The sequence below is a fragment of the Pseudomonas sp. R1-1 genome, from assembly GCF_051132135.1.
Classification (GTDB): Bacteria; Pseudomonadota; Gammaproteobacteria; order Pseudomonadales; family Pseudomonadaceae; genus Aquipseudomonas.
Genome location: NZ_CP071663.1, coordinates 1156588 through 1170966, shown reverse-complemented (window position 1 = coordinate 1170966; position 14379 = coordinate 1156588). Strand labels below are relative to the sequence as shown.

13 protein-coding genes are annotated in these 14379 nt (G+C 62.1%); all 13 read right to left on the bottom strand.

The features are described 5' to 3' along the window. Positions 1 to 9: 9 nt before the first annotated feature. The 13 genes from J3P75_RS05505 to mraZ are packed head-to-tail and all read right to left on the bottom strand — an operon-like array spanning position 10 to position 14264. A complete protein-coding gene (locus tag J3P75_RS05505) occupies positions 10 to 876 on the bottom strand; it encodes a cell division protein FtsQ/DivIB (RefSeq protein ID WP_073473459.1) in 867 nt (288 codons plus the stop codon). Between the two features lie 4 nt (positions 877 to 880). Beyond that, entirely contained in the window at positions 881 to 1855 is a 975-nt protein-coding gene (locus J3P75_RS05500) for a D-alanine--D-alanine ligase (RefSeq protein ID WP_203419426.1), read from the bottom strand. After that, on the bottom strand, positions 1852 to 3312 hold the full coding sequence (gene murC / locus J3P75_RS05495) for a UDP-N-acetylmuramate--L-alanine ligase (protein ID WP_090286114.1): 1461 nt from the start codon (positions 3310 to 3312) through the stop codon (positions 1852 to 1854). Before murC ends, J3P75_RS05500 begins: the two co-directional genes overlap by 4 nt. Continuing rightward, the gene (gene murG, locus J3P75_RS05490; protein ID WP_206415065.1) at positions 3305 to 4375 is read right to left on the bottom strand and encodes an undecaprenyldiphospho-muramoylpentapeptide beta-N-acetylglucosaminyltransferase; all 1071 of its coding nucleotides are present in this window, start codon (positions 4373 to 4375) and stop codon (positions 3305 to 3307) included. The genes murC and murG overlap by 8 nt, the downstream gene beginning before the upstream one ends. Further along, positions 4365 to 5582 carry a putative lipid II flippase FtsW gene (ftsW, locus tag J3P75_RS05485; RefSeq protein ID WP_090286119.1) on the bottom strand — a complete coding sequence of 406 codons (1218 nt, stop codon included), beginning with the start codon at positions 5580 to 5582 and terminating at the stop codon, positions 4365 to 4367. The genes murG and ftsW overlap by 11 nt, the downstream gene beginning before the upstream one ends. Next, the gene (murD, locus tag J3P75_RS05480; protein WP_434709561.1) at positions 5579 to 6925 is read right to left on the bottom strand and encodes a UDP-N-acetylmuramoyl-L-alanine--D-glutamate ligase; all 1347 of its coding nucleotides are present in this window, start codon (positions 6923 to 6925) and stop codon (positions 5579 to 5581) included. The genes ftsW and murD overlap by 4 nt, the downstream gene beginning before the upstream one ends. A 5-nt stretch (positions 6926 to 6930) precedes the next feature. Then, positions 6931 to 8013 carry a phospho-N-acetylmuramoyl-pentapeptide-transferase gene (gene mraY / locus J3P75_RS05475; protein ID WP_007956769.1) on the bottom strand — a complete coding sequence of 361 codons (1083 nt, stop codon included), beginning with the start codon at positions 8011 to 8013 and terminating at the stop codon, positions 6931 to 6933. Then, entirely contained in the window at positions 8013 to 9380 is a 1368-nt protein-coding gene (locus tag J3P75_RS05470; protein ID WP_434709560.1) for a UDP-N-acetylmuramoyl-tripeptide--D-alanyl-D-alanine ligase, read from the bottom strand. The genes mraY and J3P75_RS05470 overlap by 1 nt, the downstream gene beginning before the upstream one ends. Continuing rightward, positions 9373 to 10836 carry a UDP-N-acetylmuramoyl-L-alanyl-D-glutamate--2,6-diaminopimelate ligase gene (locus tag J3P75_RS05465; RefSeq protein ID WP_434595647.1) on the bottom strand — a complete coding sequence of 488 codons (1464 nt, stop codon included), beginning with the start codon at positions 10834 to 10836 and terminating at the stop codon, positions 9373 to 9375. The genes J3P75_RS05470 and J3P75_RS05465 overlap by 8 nt, the downstream gene beginning before the upstream one ends. Continuing rightward, entirely contained in the window at positions 10836 to 12575 is a 1740-nt protein-coding gene (locus tag J3P75_RS05460) for a peptidoglycan D,D-transpeptidase FtsI family protein (protein WP_203422138.1), read from the bottom strand. The genes J3P75_RS05465 and J3P75_RS05460 overlap by 1 nt, the downstream gene beginning before the upstream one ends. Next, positions 12575 to 12868 (bottom strand): cell division protein FtsL, encoded by a 294-nt coding sequence (ftsL, locus tag J3P75_RS05455; protein ID WP_016773269.1) that lies wholly within the window; start codon positions 12866 to 12868, stop codon positions 12575 to 12577. The genes J3P75_RS05460 and ftsL overlap by 1 nt, the downstream gene beginning before the upstream one ends. Further along, positions 12865 to 13812: a 16S rRNA (cytosine(1402)-N(4))-methyltransferase RsmH gene (gene rsmH / locus J3P75_RS05450; protein WP_434709559.1), complete on the bottom strand. Its 948-nt coding sequence runs from the start codon at positions 13810 to 13812 to the stop codon at positions 12865 to 12867. The genes ftsL and rsmH overlap by 4 nt, the downstream gene beginning before the upstream one ends. After that, positions 13809 to 14264, bottom strand: coding sequence for a division/cell wall cluster transcriptional repressor MraZ (gene mraZ / locus J3P75_RS05445; protein ID WP_090286131.1), 456 nt, complete (start codon positions 14262 to 14264; stop codon positions 13809 to 13811). Before mraZ ends, rsmH begins: the two co-directional genes overlap by 4 nt. Positions 14265 to 14379 lie beyond the last annotated feature (115 nt).

The window sequence follows — 14379 nt, the reverse complement described above, 5'->3', positions numbered from 1 at the left end:
TGCCTCTTCTTAATTCTTTGCGACAGCGGGTTGGGCTGTCGTCGGCGCTACGGGTTCCCGCCAGCCAACAGCGAGGCCGTTGGCGTAGCGCAGATCGATGCGCGCAATGTTCGTAATCTGCTCTTTCAGCGTCTTGTCATAGATGGCGATGAAGCGGCGCATCTTTTCCACCAGATTGCCGCGTCCCAGCAGCAACTCGATGCCGGGGCCGGAACTGCCGGCACCGGTGGTCAGGAACCAGCTGCCGCGTTCACGCAATTCCAGGCGTGCAATCGAAAAACCCAGCGGCCGCAACATCTGGCTCAATACCTGGTACTGCTGCATCACTTGCTGCTGCGCCCGTTGTGGGCCGAACAGTTGCGGCAGATGTTCGTAGTTCGCCAGTTCCTTGGGCGTAAACGCCTGGCCCTGGTTGTTCAGTAGCGACTCGTCGCCCCAACGCGCGACCGGCAGTTGCTCTTCGAGGCGGATCACCACTTGATCCGGCCACACGCGACGCACTTCGGCGTGGGCGATCCATGGCATCTGCTCAAGCTCGGTGCGCATCCCGGCCAGGTCGATGGTGAAGAAGCTCGACGCCACGAATGGTGCGATGCGCTGCTGCACCGCCTGCTGGCTGATGTAGCTCAGGTCGCCCTGTACCGCGATCTTGCTGATCGGCCGGTCGGCGTACGGCAGCAGACGCTGCGCGCCTTCGTAGGTACCGAAGCCCAGCGCCACCAGCAGCACCGGCCAGAACAGGCTTTTCAGAAAGCCGAAATTGGCTTTCGGCAGGCGCGCGGACATCGGCTCTTTCGCCACCATTCGGCTGGCGCCACGCGGCACCGGCTTGCGGCCGGGTGCGGGGGGCTGATGTCGCAGATGAGCGCCTTGCATGGTCTTAACCTCGCGCCTCTTTATTGCCGGCGTCTTCAACGCTGGCCGCCAGAATGGCCAGAACCAGTTGCTGGAAATCCAGACCGGCAGCACGCGCCGCCATCGGCACCAGACTGTGATCGGTCATGCCCGGTGCGGTATTCACTTCGAGGAACCAGAACTGCCCGTCGGCGTCCTGCATCACGTCCGCCCGGCCCCAACCAGCAATACCCAGCGCCTCACAGGCCTTGGCCGTGAGATCCATGAGTTCCTGTTCCTTGGCGGCATCCAGCCCGCACGGAATGCGGTACTGGGTATCGTTGGCGATGTACTTGGCGTCGTAGTCGTAGAACGAGTGCGGTGTACCCAGGGCGATAGGAGGCAACACCTGGTCACGCAGAGTGGCGATGGTGAACTCCGGACCTTGAATCCATTGCTCGACCAACACTTGTGAATCGTAGGTACTGGCCGCTTTCCATGCGTCGATCAACTCGGACGCAGAACTCACTTTGGCCATCCCGATACTTGAACCTTCATGCGCCGGTTTGACGATCAAAGGGAAGCCCAGTTCCGTCGCTGCCGAAATACAATCGGCTTCGCTGCACAGCACGGCGTGACGCGGCGTCGGAATTCCGAGGCTGTGCCAGACCTGCTTGGTGCGCAGTTTGTCCATGGCCAGTGCCGAGGCCAGAATGCCACTGCCGGTGTAGGGAATGCCCGCGCATTCGAGCAGGCCCTGCATGCTGCCGTCTTCGCCGCCACGACCGTGGAGAATGATGAACGCACGGTCGATCTTCTCGCTGAGCAGACGCTGCAGAAAGTCTTCGCCGACATCGATGCCGAACGCGTCCACGCCGGCGCTTTGCAGCGCCTCGAGCACGGCGTTACCGGACTTCAACGAAACCTCACGCTCGGCACTCAGGCCGCCGAAGAGCACGGCGACGCGGCCGAAGTCTTTCGGCGCGATGGAGGAAAACAGCTTGGCGTAGGCAGCAGTCATTTCAACTTCCCCTCGACTGACGCCGCCACGGCGCCAGCGAACAATTCACTTTTCAACAGCTTCGGCGCGAGACCGCCGATATCACCCGCGCCCTGGCACAGCAGGATGTCGCCGGCACGCAGCAGCGGCTTGACCAGCGGCGCCAGATCGACGCCACGCTCGATGTAGATCGGATCGAGCTGGCCGCGCTGACGGATGCTGTTGCACAGCTTGCGGCTGTCGGCACCGGGGATCGGCTCTTCGCCGGCCGGATAGACTTCCATCAGCAGCAGCACGTTGGCATCGGCCAGTACGTTGACGAAGTCGTCGTACAGATCGCGGGTGCGGCTGTAACGGTGCGGCTGATACACCATCACCAGACGGCGTTCCGGCCAGCCACCGCGTACGGCTTTGATCACCGCGGCGACTTCGGTCGGGTGATGGCCGTAGTCGTCGACCAGCATCACGTTGCCGCCGTCCACCGGCAGTTCGCCGTAGACCTGGAAGCGTCGACCCACGCCCTGGAAACCCGAGAGGCCCTGAACGATGGCTTCATCGCTGACGCCCTCGTCGGTGGCAATACAAATGGTCGCCAGCGAGTTGAGCACGTTGTGGTTGCCGGGCATGTTCACCGACACTTCCAGCGGCTCGCGATCCGGGCGCAGCACGGTGAAGAACGTCTGCATGCCTTGCTGGCGAACATTGATCGCGCGCACGTCGGCGTCTTCGCTGAAGCCGTAGGTCACGGTCGGACGCTTGACCAGCGGCAGGATTTCACGCACCACCGGATCGTCCAGGCACATCACCGCCAGCCCGTAGAACGGCAGGTTGTGCAGGAATTCGACGAAGGTTTTCTTCAGTTTGTTGAAGTCGCCGTCGTAGGTCGCCATGTGATCGGCGTCGATGTTGGTGACCACGGCCACCAGCGGCTGCAGATGCAGGAAGCTCGCATCGCTCTCGTCGGCTTCGGCGATCAGGTAACGGCTGGTGCCGAGCTGGGCATTGGTGCCCGCCGCGTTCAGACGACCACCGATCACGAAGGTCGGATCGAGGCCACCGGCAGCGAACACCGAAGCGATCAGGCTGGTGGTGGTGGTTTTGCCGTGCGTACCGGCGACCGCGATGCCGTGGCGATAGCGCATCAGCTCGGCGAGCATTTCCGCACGCGGTACCACAGGGATGCGGCGCTCAAGCGCGGTCGCGACTTCCGGGTTGGACGTATTTACCGCGCTCGACACTACCAGCACATCGGCGGCCGCAGCGTTCTCGGCGCGGTGGCCAATGAAGATCTGCGCGCCGAAGGATTCCAGGCGCTCGGTGACCGGCGAGGCTTTCAGGTCGGAACCAGAGACTTGATAGCCCAGGTTCAACAGCACTTCGGCGATACCGCACATGCCCACGCCGCCGATACCGACGAAGTGGATACGACGGATGCGGCGCATTTCCGGTTGTGGCATGGCTTTCTGATTCTCAACCATGGGCCACCTCCAGACAGGTATCGACCACACTGCGGGTGGCATCGGGTTTGGCCAGACGGCGGGCCGCTTGGGCCATTGCTTCGAGTCGTTGCGGTTGCATCAAGACCTCTGTCAGGCGCGCGGCAAGGTCCGCGGCGCCAGTCGTTCTTTGCGGCATCAGGAAGGCAGCGCCTTCGCGAGCCAAATAATCGGCGTTGCGGGTCTGGTGATCGTCGATCGCGTGGGGCAAAGGCACCAGCATCGAGGGCAGACCGGCGGCAGCCAGTTCACTGATGGTCAACGCGCCGGCGCGGCACACCACCAGGTCAGCCCAGCCATAGGCTTGAGCCATGTCTTTGATGAACGGCTGCACTTGCGCTTCCACACCCGCGGTGCGGTAGCGCTCGGCAGTCACTGCATCGTGATTCTTGCCGGCCTGATGAAACACTTCCGGGCGCAGGTCGGCAGCGACTTGGGCCAGGGCTTCAGGCAGCAATTTGTTCAACGGTTCTGCGCCCAGGCTTCCGCCGAGGATCAGCAAACGCGCTTTGCGCCCGGCCAGCGCCGGACGCGAGGTATCGAGGAACAGCTCGCTGCGCACCGGATTGCCGGTGGTACGGCGGCTGTCCGACAGAGTAAAGGTGTCGGGGAACGCTTCACACACTCGGGCGGCGAACGGCACCAGCAACCGATTGGCGGTGCCGGCCACGGCGTTCTGCTCGTGAACAATCACCGGCACCCCGGCCAGTTTCGCGGCGAGGCCGCCGGGGCCAGTCACATAACCACCGAAGCCGACCACACACACCGGCTTCAGGCGACGCATGATCGCCCGCGCCTGCCACACCGATTTCAGCAACATCAACGGTGCCTTGAGCAAAGACAGCTTGCCCTTGCCGCGCAGACCGCTGGCATTGATCCGGTGCAGTTCAAGCCCTGCCGCCGGGACCAGTTCGTTTTCGATGCCGCGTGGCGTGCCGAGCCAGTGCACGGTGTAGCCGCGCGCCTGAAACTCGCGGGCACAGGCCAGTGCCGGGAATACGTGGCCGCCGGTTCCGCCGGCCATGATCAAGACGTTAGCGCCCATGAGTCGGCTCCTCGGCGAAGTCGCTTTCATGGAATTCCATCTCTTCGCTGCCCAGGTGGGTTCGACTCTCCCACTCGATGCGCAGCAACAAGCCCAGACAGGCGCAGCAGATCACCAGCGAACTGCCGCCGTAACTGAGAAACGGCAAAGTCAGACCCTTGGTCGGCAGCAGGCCGACGTTCACACCGATGTTGATCAGGAACTGACCAATCCACAGGAACGACAGACCGTAAGCCACATAAGCGGCGAAGAACTGCTTGGCCTTCTCGGCCCACAAGCCGATGTACATGCCGCGAACACACACGAACACGAACAGCGCGACGGTGCACAACGAACCGACCGCGCCGAGTTCTTCAGCGAGTACCGAGAACACGAAGTCGGTGTGCGCTTCCGGCAGGTAGAACTGTTTCTGCACGCTGTTGCCCAGGCCTACGCCCAGCCACTCACCGCGACCGAATGCGATCAATGCTTGCGAGAGCTGATAACCGGCGCCGAACTGGTCGGCCCACGGGTCGGCAAAGTTGGTCAGACGCGCCATCCGGTAGGGCTGCATCTGAATCAGCAAGACCACGGCCCCGACTGCCAGCACCACCATCAGCGAGAAGCGGAACAGCCCGACCCCGCCCAGGAACAGCATCGCTGCGGCCGCACCCATCATGACCACGGTGGCGCCAAAGTCCGGCTCCATCAGCAGCAGACCGGCCATCGGCAGTAGCACGATGAACGGCTTGAAGAAGCCCATCCAGCTCTCGCGCACTTCTTTCTGGCGACGCACCAGATAACCGGCGAGGTAGATCACCACAAACACCTTGGCGATTTCCGAGGGCTGCACGTTGAAGAAGCTGAAACCGATCCAGCGCATCGAACCGTTCACTTCGCGGCCGATGCCGGGAATGATCACCATCACCAGCAAGCCGAACGCGCCGATCAGCATCATCCAGCCGAGGCGTTGCCAGGTAGCGATCGGGATCATCATGGTGACGATGCACGCGCCCAGGCCCAGCACCACATATATAAGGTGGCGAATCATGTAATACAGCGGACTGCCCGATTGCGCCGCTGCCACTTCGGTGGACGCCGAAGCAATCATGATCAAACCGAGACCGAGCAGCGCCAGACACCCGGCGAGCATCGGGAAATCGAGGTCGATGCCACGCCCGGTGATCAACGGCGACGGGTACGGTTTAATGATGTTTCTCAGGTTCATGCCAATTCCTCCACAACGCGGACGAACTGGTGACCACGGTCTTCATAATTCTTGAACATGTCGAAACTGGCGCAGGCCGGCGACAGCAGCACCACATCGCCCGGTTGCGCGGCGGCGCGGCATTGCGCGACGGCATCGACCAGCGAGGTCGCGCGGATCAGGGGCACGGCATCGCCGAGCGCTTCGCCGATCTTGTCCGAGTCGCGGCCCATCAGGACCACGGCGCGGCAGTTGGCCGCGACCGGCGCACGCAGGTCATTGAACTCGGCGCCCTTGCCATCGCCGCCGGCGATCAGAATGACCTTGCCGTCGATGTCCGCGCCCAGACCTTCAATCGCGGCCAGTGCGGCGCCGACGTTGGTGGCTTTGGAATCGTTGTAGTAGGCAACGCCATCCAGGTCACGCACCCACTGGCAGCGGTGTTCGAGCCCGGTGAAGTTGCGCAGGGCCGACAGCATGGCGTCGAACGGCAGACCGACCGCATGACCGAGCGCCAGCGCCGCAAGGGCGTTGGACTGGTTATGCGCGCCGCGCACTTTCAGTTCACGTACCGGCAGCAGATTCTGGAATTCGAAAGCCAGGTATTTCTCGCCGCCCTCTTCACGCAGACCGAATGCCTTGAAATCCGGCTTGTTCAGACCGAAGGTCCAGCACGGCTGGCCCTCGCCGATCAACGGACGGCTCAGCGCATCCTGACGGTTGACCACAAACTGCTTCGCACCACGGAAGATCCGGTGCTTGGCCAGGTGATACGCCGGCAGACCGCTGTAGCGATCCATGTGGTCTTCGCTGATATTCAGCACGGTGGCGACTTCGGCGTTGAGCTGGTCGGTGGTTTCCAGTTGAAAACTCGACAGTTCCATCACGTACAGCTCGATGTCGTCGCTGAGCAGATCCAGCGCCGGCGTACCGAGGTTGCCACCGACGGCGACGCGTTTGCCGGCCGCAGCGGCCATCTCGCCGACCAGTGTGGTGACGGTGCTTTTCGCGTTGGAACCGGTGATCGCGACGATCGGCGCCCGCGCGTTACGCGCGAACAGCTCGATGTCGCCGGACATTTTCACGCCACGCGCCGCAGCGGCTTGCAGGGCCGGAGTCGCCAGCGCCAGGCCGGGGCTCACGTAGAGCTCGTCGGCACGGCAGAGGAATTCGACGTCCAGCTCGCCACAACGCACTTCCACGTGCGGATAGTCACGCTTGAGCGTGGCCAGTTCCGGTGGATTGTCCCGCGTGTCGGCCACGGCAAACGCCACGCCCCGGTTCGCCAGGAAGCGAACCAGGGACATGCCGCTCTTGCCGAGGCCGACAACGATGCGGAAGTGGTCAGAAGCGATCAGAGACACTCGTTCTACCTCAGCTTCAGGGTGGCAAGGCCGATCAGCACGAGAATCACGGTGATGATCCAGAAACGGACGATCACGCGCGGCTCGGGCCAGCCCTTGAGTTCAAAGTGGTGATGGATCGGTGCCATGCGGAACACTCGGCGACCGGTGAGCTTAAAGGACGCAACCTGAATGACCACTGACAGGGTTTCCATTACGAACACGCCGCCCATGATGAACAGGACGATTTCCTGACGGACGATCACCGCAATGGTGCCCAGTGCCGCGCCGAGTGCCAGGGCGCCAACGTCGCCCATGAACACCTGCGCCGGATAGGTGTTGAACCACAGGAAGCCGAGGCCGGCACCGATCAGCGCGCCGCAGAACACGATCAGCTCGCCTGCGCCCGGTACGTAAGGGATCAGCAGGTACTCAGCGAATTTCACGTTACCCGACAGGTAGCAGAAAATTCCCAGACCGCCGCCGACCATCACCGTCGGCATGATCGCCAGACCGTCGAGGCCGTCAGTCAGGTTGACCGCGTTGCTTGAGCCGACGATCACGAAATAGGTCAGCACGATGAAACCGGCGCCCAACGGAATGCTGTAGTCCTTGAGCATCGGCAGGATCAGCGTGGTTTCCACCGGGGTGGATGCGGTCATATAAAGGAAGATCGCCGCACCGAGGCCGAACACCGACTGCCAGAAATATTTCCAGCGGCTTGGCAGGCCACGCGAGTTCTTCTCAATGACCTTGCGGTAATCGTCAACCCAGCCGATGGCGCCGAACAGCAGGGTCACCAGCAACACCACCCAGACATAACGGTTGCTGAGGTCGGCCCAGAGCAAGGTGCTGACGCCGATCGAAGACAGGATCAACGCGCCGCCCATGGTCGGCGTACCGGATTTGGACAGGTGCGATTGCGGTCCGTCGTTGCGCACGGACTGGCCGATCTGACGGTTCTGCAGGGTGCGGATCATCCACGGGCCATAGCACAGCGACAAGACCAGCGCGGTCAGCACACCGAGAATCCCGCGCAGGGTCAGGTACTGAAAGACCGCGAAGCCTTTGTAGAACTGTTGCAGATACTCCGCTAGCAGCAGCAGCATTAATGTTTCTCCAGACTGGACCCGCACAGAGCCGCAACGATGTTTTCCATCGCTGCACTGCGCGAGCCCTTGATCAAAATGGTGGTGTTTGTGTCCTGCTCGGCGTCGAGGGCCTGGATCAGTTCGGCTTGCGTGCCGAAGTGATGCGCCTGCTCACCGAAAGCGTTCACGGCGTGGACCATGTTCGGCCCGACAGCGTATAGCGCGCAAACCTTGCCTCGGGCGTACTCGCCCACGTCGCGGTGCCCCTGCTCCGCCCACTCGCCCAACTCGCCGATATCCCCGAGCACCAGGACGGTGCGGCCGGAAAAGCCGGCGAGTATATCAACGGCGGCGCACATCGAGGTGGGGTTTGCGTTGTAAGTGTCGTCGATCACGCGCATGCCGTTTTTCGCCAGTTGCGCGACGGTGCGGCCCTTGACCGGTTGCACCGCGCCAAGCCCGGTGGCGATGCCGAACAGCGACACGCCCAATGCATGAGCCGCAGCGGCGGCGGCCATGGCATTGGCGACGTTATGGGTGCCGAGCAGGTTCAACTGCACTCGCTCGCTACCTTCAGGTGTATGCAGATTGAACGCCGGGCAACCGCGGGCATCGGTGCTCAAGTCGCTGGCGTAGAAATCCGCCTGAATGTTGCTCAGAGCGAAGGTCAACACTTTGCGAGCGCCTGCGCGGGCCTGCCAGATACCGAAGGCTTTGTCATCGAGGTTGAGCACGGCGATGCCATCAGCGGCGAGGCCGTCGATGATTTCGCCTTTGGCTTCGACGATTTTTTCCGGCCCGCCAAACTCGCCAACATGGGCGGTACCGGCATTGTTGAGAATCGCGACGTGCGGCTTGGTCAGGCCCACGGTGTAGGCGATTTCGCCGAGACGCGAGGCACCCAGTTCGATCACCGCCGAAGTGTGCTCCGGGGCCAGTTCGAGCAAGGTCAGCGGCGCGCCGAGGTCATTGTTCAGATTGCCACGGGTGGCCAGCACCGGACCGCGGGTGCGCAGGATGCTCGCGAGCATTTCCTTGACCGTTGTCTTGCCGCTGGATCCGGTCACCGCTGCCACTGGCTGCGTAAAGGCGGCACGGTTCAAGGCGCCCAATTGGCCCAGCGCCTGACGGCTGTCCTTGACCAGCAATTGCGGCAGCGTGCTGTCGGCGACTTCACGCTCGACCAGTGCAGCAACGGCACCCTTGCCAGCGACATCGTTCAGATAATCGTGGCCGTCGAAACGCGGACCGGTCAGGGCGACAAACAATTGGCCTGGCTGGATCGCGCGGCTGTCGATGCTGACGCCATTGAAGCTGGCATCGCTGCCGATCAAGCGGGCGTCGAGGGCGTTGGTCAGTTCGCTGAGCGTCAGGGCCTTAAGCATGGGCAACCTCCCACGCGGTCAGGGCATGATCGGCCTCGACCAGATCGGAAAAGGCATGGCGCACGCCGTTGATTTCCTGATAGTCCTCGTGACCTTTGCCAGCGAGAACAATCACGTCGTCAGCCGTCGCGCCGGCAATCAATTGCGCAATCGCCTGACCACGGCCGGCGACGAAGGTGACTTTATCCACAGCAGTGAACCCGGCGCGGATGTCATCAAAGATCACGGCCGGGTCCTCGGTGCGCGGGTTGTCGTCTGTGACCAATACTTTGTCCGCCAAGCGCTCGACCACTTCGGCCATCAACGGACGCTTGCCGCGATCGCGATCACCGCCGCAGCCGAACAGGCACAGCAACTGACCTTTGACGTGCGGGCGCAGTGCGCTCAGAACTTTTTCCAGCGCATCCGGGGTGTGGGCGTAATCGACCACCACCAGCGGTTGTGTGCCGCCACCCAGACGCTGCATGCGCCCGGCCGGACCTTCGAGCTTCGGCAGCACTTTGAGAATTTCGTCGAGGGCGTAATCCAGACCGAGCAAGGCGCCGACGGCCGCCAGTACGTTGCTCAGGTTGAAACGCCCGAGCAGTGTGCTGCGCAGATGATGCTCACCTTGGGGTGTAACGAGCGTGGCGCGCACGCCGTGATCGTCGAACTGCGCTTCGCGGCAAAACAGGTACGCGCTGCTGTCGAGCAGGCTGTAGGTGATCAAGCGCGATTCACGTTTTTCCGCCGCCAGTTGCCGACCGAAGTCGTCATCAAGGTTGACCACGCGGCATTTCAGGTCATTCCAGGCAAACAGCCTGGCCTTGGCCTCGGCGTACGCCTGCATGGTGCCGTGATAATCCAGATGATCGCGGGACAGATTGGTCATCACCGCCACGTCGAACGCCAGCGCAGTCACCCGGCCCTGATCCAGACCATGGGAGGACACTTCCATGGCCACGGCTTTGGCACCGGACTTTTTCAAGTCGCCCAGGGTTGCCTGCACGGCGATCGGATTCGGCGTGGTGTGCAGGCCGCTTTCCAGCGCGCCATAGAAGCCGGAACCCAAGGTGCCGACGATGCCGCAATGCTGGCCGAGCAGATCCAGTGCCTGCGCAACCAGTTGGGTCACGCTGGTCTTCCCGTTGGTGCCGGTCACGCCAATCAGATTCAGGTGATGGCTCGGCTCGCCATAAAAGCGCCCAGCAATGTCCGACAGCTGCGCCGCCAGACCTTTGACCGGAATCAGCGGCACATCGGTGATCGGCAGCACGGTGGCACCTTCCACTTCATACGCCACGGCTGCGGCGCCGCGTTGCAGGGCATCGGCGATGTGCGCACGGCCGTCGAATTTGCCGCCGGGCACGGCGAGAAACAGATCGCCGGCGCGCACGTTGCGGCTGTCCAGCGCCAATTCACGGATCAACAGATCGTGGCCGGCGTGGGGGAATATCTTGTTCAGACTCAATGACATCAGCCGCGCCCTCCATTGGCTTTCAGCGGAATGACCGGGGTGGCGTTGGCCTGTTGCGTGGTCGGCAGGTTATCCGGGGTCACGTTCATCAGGCGCAGGGTGCCGGACATCACGCGGCTGAACACCGGCGCCGAGACCAGACCACCGAAGTAGCCGGCCTTGGTCGGTTCGTCGATCACCACCACGATCGCGTATCGCGGATCGCTCATCGGGCCGAAGCCGGCGAACAGCGAGCGGTAGGAGTTTTCGGCGTAACCCTTGGTGCCGACCGAAGTTTTACGCGCCGTACCCGACTTGCCGCCGACGTGATAAGCCGGCACTTGCGCACGGAACACGCCGCGCGGCGCTTCGATCACTTGCTGCAACATGCCCTGCATGGTTTTCGCCACGGCTTCGGGCAGCACTTGCGTGGTCTGCGGCATCTTGTCGGTTTTGATCAGGGTCAGTGGCGCCAGACGACCGTTGTTGGCCAGCGCCGAGAACGCGTGCACCAACTGGATAGCGGTCACGGAAATACCGTAGCCGTAAGACAAGGTTGCAGTTTCAGCCTTGCGCCATTCGCGGTAGTTCGGCAGATTGCCGACACGTTCGCCGGGGAAGCCCAGACCGGTGTCCTGGCCGAGACCGACTTTCTGCGCGAGGCGGAAAATCGTCTCGCCGCCGATATCGAAGGCGACTTTACTCATGCCCACGTTACTGGAATTGATCAGAATGCCGGTCAGGTCGAGCACCGGGCCTTCGCTCTTGGACACGTCTTTAATGGTGTATTTGCCGATCTGCAACGAGCCCGGGTACACCTCGACGGTGTCGCTCGGTTTCCAGCGACCGGTTTCGATCGCCGCACTCATCGAGATGGCTTTCATCGTCGAACCCGGTTCGAACACGTCGATCATCGCGCGGTTGCGCATCATCGCCGGTTGCAGGTTTCGACGGTTGTTCGGGTTGTAGGTCGGCTGGTTGACCATGGCGAGAATCTCGCCGGTCTTCACATCCATGATCACCAGACTGCCGGCCTTGGCGCCGTTCTCGATGATCGCGTTGCGCAACTCGCGGTTGGCCAGGTATTGCAGACGCAGGTCAATCGACAACGCCAAGGGCTTGCCGGCCTTGGCGTTTTTGGTGACCTGGACATCCTTGATCAGCCGCCCGCGGCGATCCTTGATCACTTGTCGTTTGCCCGGGACCCCGGCCAGCCATTCGTCATAGGCCAGCTCGACACCTTCGCGACCGTGATCGTCAATGTCGGTAAAGCCGACCATGTGCGCGGTCACTTCGCCGGCCGGGTAGAACCGGCGGAATTCTTCGATGCCGTAAACGCCCGGCACTTTCAGGTCGAGCACAGCCTGGCCCTGCTCGGGGGTCAAGCCGCGCACCAGGTAAATGAATTCTTTATTGGCCTGAGCTTCGAGGCGTTCGGCCAGGGCTTTCGGGTCCTGCCCCAGCGCCGCAGCAAGTGCCGGCCACTTCTCTTTGGCCGACTGCATTTCCTTGGCGTTGGCCCACAGCGTAGTCACCGGGGTACTCACGGCCAGAGGCTCGCCATTACGGTCGGTGATCAGACCACGGTGCGCCGGAATCGGGATGTGCCGCAGACTGCGCGCGTCGCCCTGCCCCTTGAGGAAATCACGGTCGACCACTTGCAGGTCGATGATCCGCCAGCAGATCGCCGCAACCATCAGGCCGAGCAGCGCCACCATCAGGCGGAAGCGCCATGGGAAGAGTGCGCCTTCGAGTTTCATCATGGCGCCACCATCTTCACGTCAGCCGCGCCGGGAATGTGCATTTTCAGTTGTTCGGTGGCCAGCACTTCGATGCGGCTGTGCGCGGTCCAGGTGCTCTGTTCGAGAATCAGCCGGCCCCACTCGGCCTGCGCCTTGTCGCGCACACTGAGTTCGTTATAAAGGGTGTTGAGCAACTGACGGTTCCAGTGCGCGCTGTACGACACGGCGATCGCCGAAAAAAGCACGCCGATAAACAGCAGCAGCATCAGAAAGCTGCCGCCAGGCAATGGCTTGGCGAAAAGCTTGCTCACCGCAACTTCTCCGCGACACGCATGACCGCACTACGGGAACGTGGGTTGGCTTTGAGTTCGGCGTCGGAGGCCGTCTGCGCTTTGCCGTGGACTTTGATTTTCGGTTCGAAGGCAACGTGGCGCACCGGCAGGTTGCGCGGCAGGTTGTCGGCCTCGCCCTTCACCAGTTTGCGCATGAACAGTTTGACGATGCGGTCTTCCAGCGAATGGAAGCTGATCACCACCAGACGACCGCCGACTTCCAGCGCATCCAGAGCGGCTTCGAGGCCGGCTTCCAGATCACCAAGTTCGTTATTGACGTGAATACGCAAACCCTGGAAAGCGCGGGTGGCCGGATTCTTGCCCTTTTCCCACGCCGGGTTGGCGACCTTCAGCACTTCAGCCAGATCGGCGGTACGCTCGAACGGCTTGATATCGCGACGCTCGACCACGGCACGGGCCATGCGCCCGGAAAAACGTTCTTCGCCGTATTCCTTGAACACCCGGGCGATTTCTTCCGCCGGCGCGGTGTTGACGAACTCGGCCGCGCTGATGCCACGGGACGGGTCCATGCGCATGTCCAGCGGGCCGTCGTTGAGGAAACTGAAACCGCGCTCGGCATCGTCGAGCTGCGGCGACGATACCCCGAGGTCGAGCAAAATACCGCTGACCTTGCCGGCCAGACCCTGCTCGGCAACCACCGAACCGAGCTCGGCAAAGCTGCGCTGCACAACGACAAAGCGGCCGTCTTCGGCCGCTAGCGTTTGCCCGGTGGCAATCGCTTGAGGGTCCTTGTCGAATCCGATGAGCCGACCGTCCGTGCCGAGCTGGCTCAGGATCAACCGGCTGTGCCCGCCGCGCCCGAACGTGCCGTCCAGATAGCAGCCATCAGGACGTACGGCGAGAGCCTCGACGGCTTCGTCAAGCAGTACGGTGATGTGGTTAAAGCCGCTATCAATAGTCACAGGATCAAATCACGCAGTTCATCAGGCATCGCGCCCGGTTGTTGAATAGCAGCAAGGTCAGCGGCAGACACCGCGTTCCATGCATCCTCGTCCCACAGTTGGAACTTGTTCAGTTGGCCCACCAGCATTGCGCGCTTATCGAGCCTGGCGTACTCGCGCAGACGCGGTGGAACCAGAAAACGACCACTGCCATCGAGCTCGAGGTCGACGGCATTACCAATCAGCAAACGTTGCAGGCGACGGTTCTCTTCGCGAAGCGAAGGGAGCGCGCGCAACTTGGTTTCAATGATTTCCCACTCGTCGAGCGGGTAGACACATAAACATGGATCTACGGCATCAATGGTCACGATCAATTGGCCGGAACTGCGCGAATCGAGCTCGTCACGGTACCGGCTCGGCATGGCGAGACGGCCCTTTGCATCGAGACTGATAGCGTTAGCTCCGCGAAACACGTCTGCGTTTCTCCAATTTTTATCGTTTTGAGCTCAAAAAACCCACTTCATGCCACTTTCCGCCACTTGCGCACACTATAGGAATGCGCCCACCACACCGTCAAGGCGCGGATTA

Coding starts and splice junctions, on each gene's coding strand:
- J3P75_RS05505 (WP_073473459.1), bottom strand. CDS start 876: ATGCAAGGCGCTCATCTGCGACATCAGCCCCCCGCACCCGGCCGCAAG.
- J3P75_RS05500 (WP_203419426.1), bottom strand. CDS start 1,855: ATGACTGCTGCCTACGCCAAGCTGTTTTCCTCCATCGCGCCGAAAGAC.
- murC (WP_090286114.1), bottom strand. CDS start 3,312: ATGGTTGAGAATCAGAAAGCCATGCCACAACCGGAAATGCGCCGCATC.
- murG (WP_206415065.1), bottom strand. CDS start 4,375: ATGGGCGCTAACGTCTTGATCATGGCCGGCGGAACCGGCGGCCACGTA.
- ftsW (WP_090286119.1), bottom strand. CDS start 5,582: ATGAACCTGAGAAACATCATTAAACCGTACCCGTCGCCGTTGATCACC.
- mraY (WP_007956769.1), bottom strand. CDS start 8,013: ATGCTGCTGCTGCTAGCGGAGTATCTGCAACAGTTCTACAAAGGCTTC.
- J3P75_RS05470 (WP_434709560.1), bottom strand. CDS start 9,380: ATGCTTAAGGCCCTGACGCTCAGCGAACTGACCAACGCCCTCGACGCC.
- J3P75_RS05465 (WP_434595647.1), bottom strand. CDS start 10,836: ATGTCATTGAGTCTGAACAAGATATTCCCCCACGCCGGCCACGATCTG.
- J3P75_RS05460 (WP_203422138.1), bottom strand. CDS start 12,575: ATGAAACTCGAAGGCGCACTCTTCCCATGGCGCTTCCGCCTGATGGTG.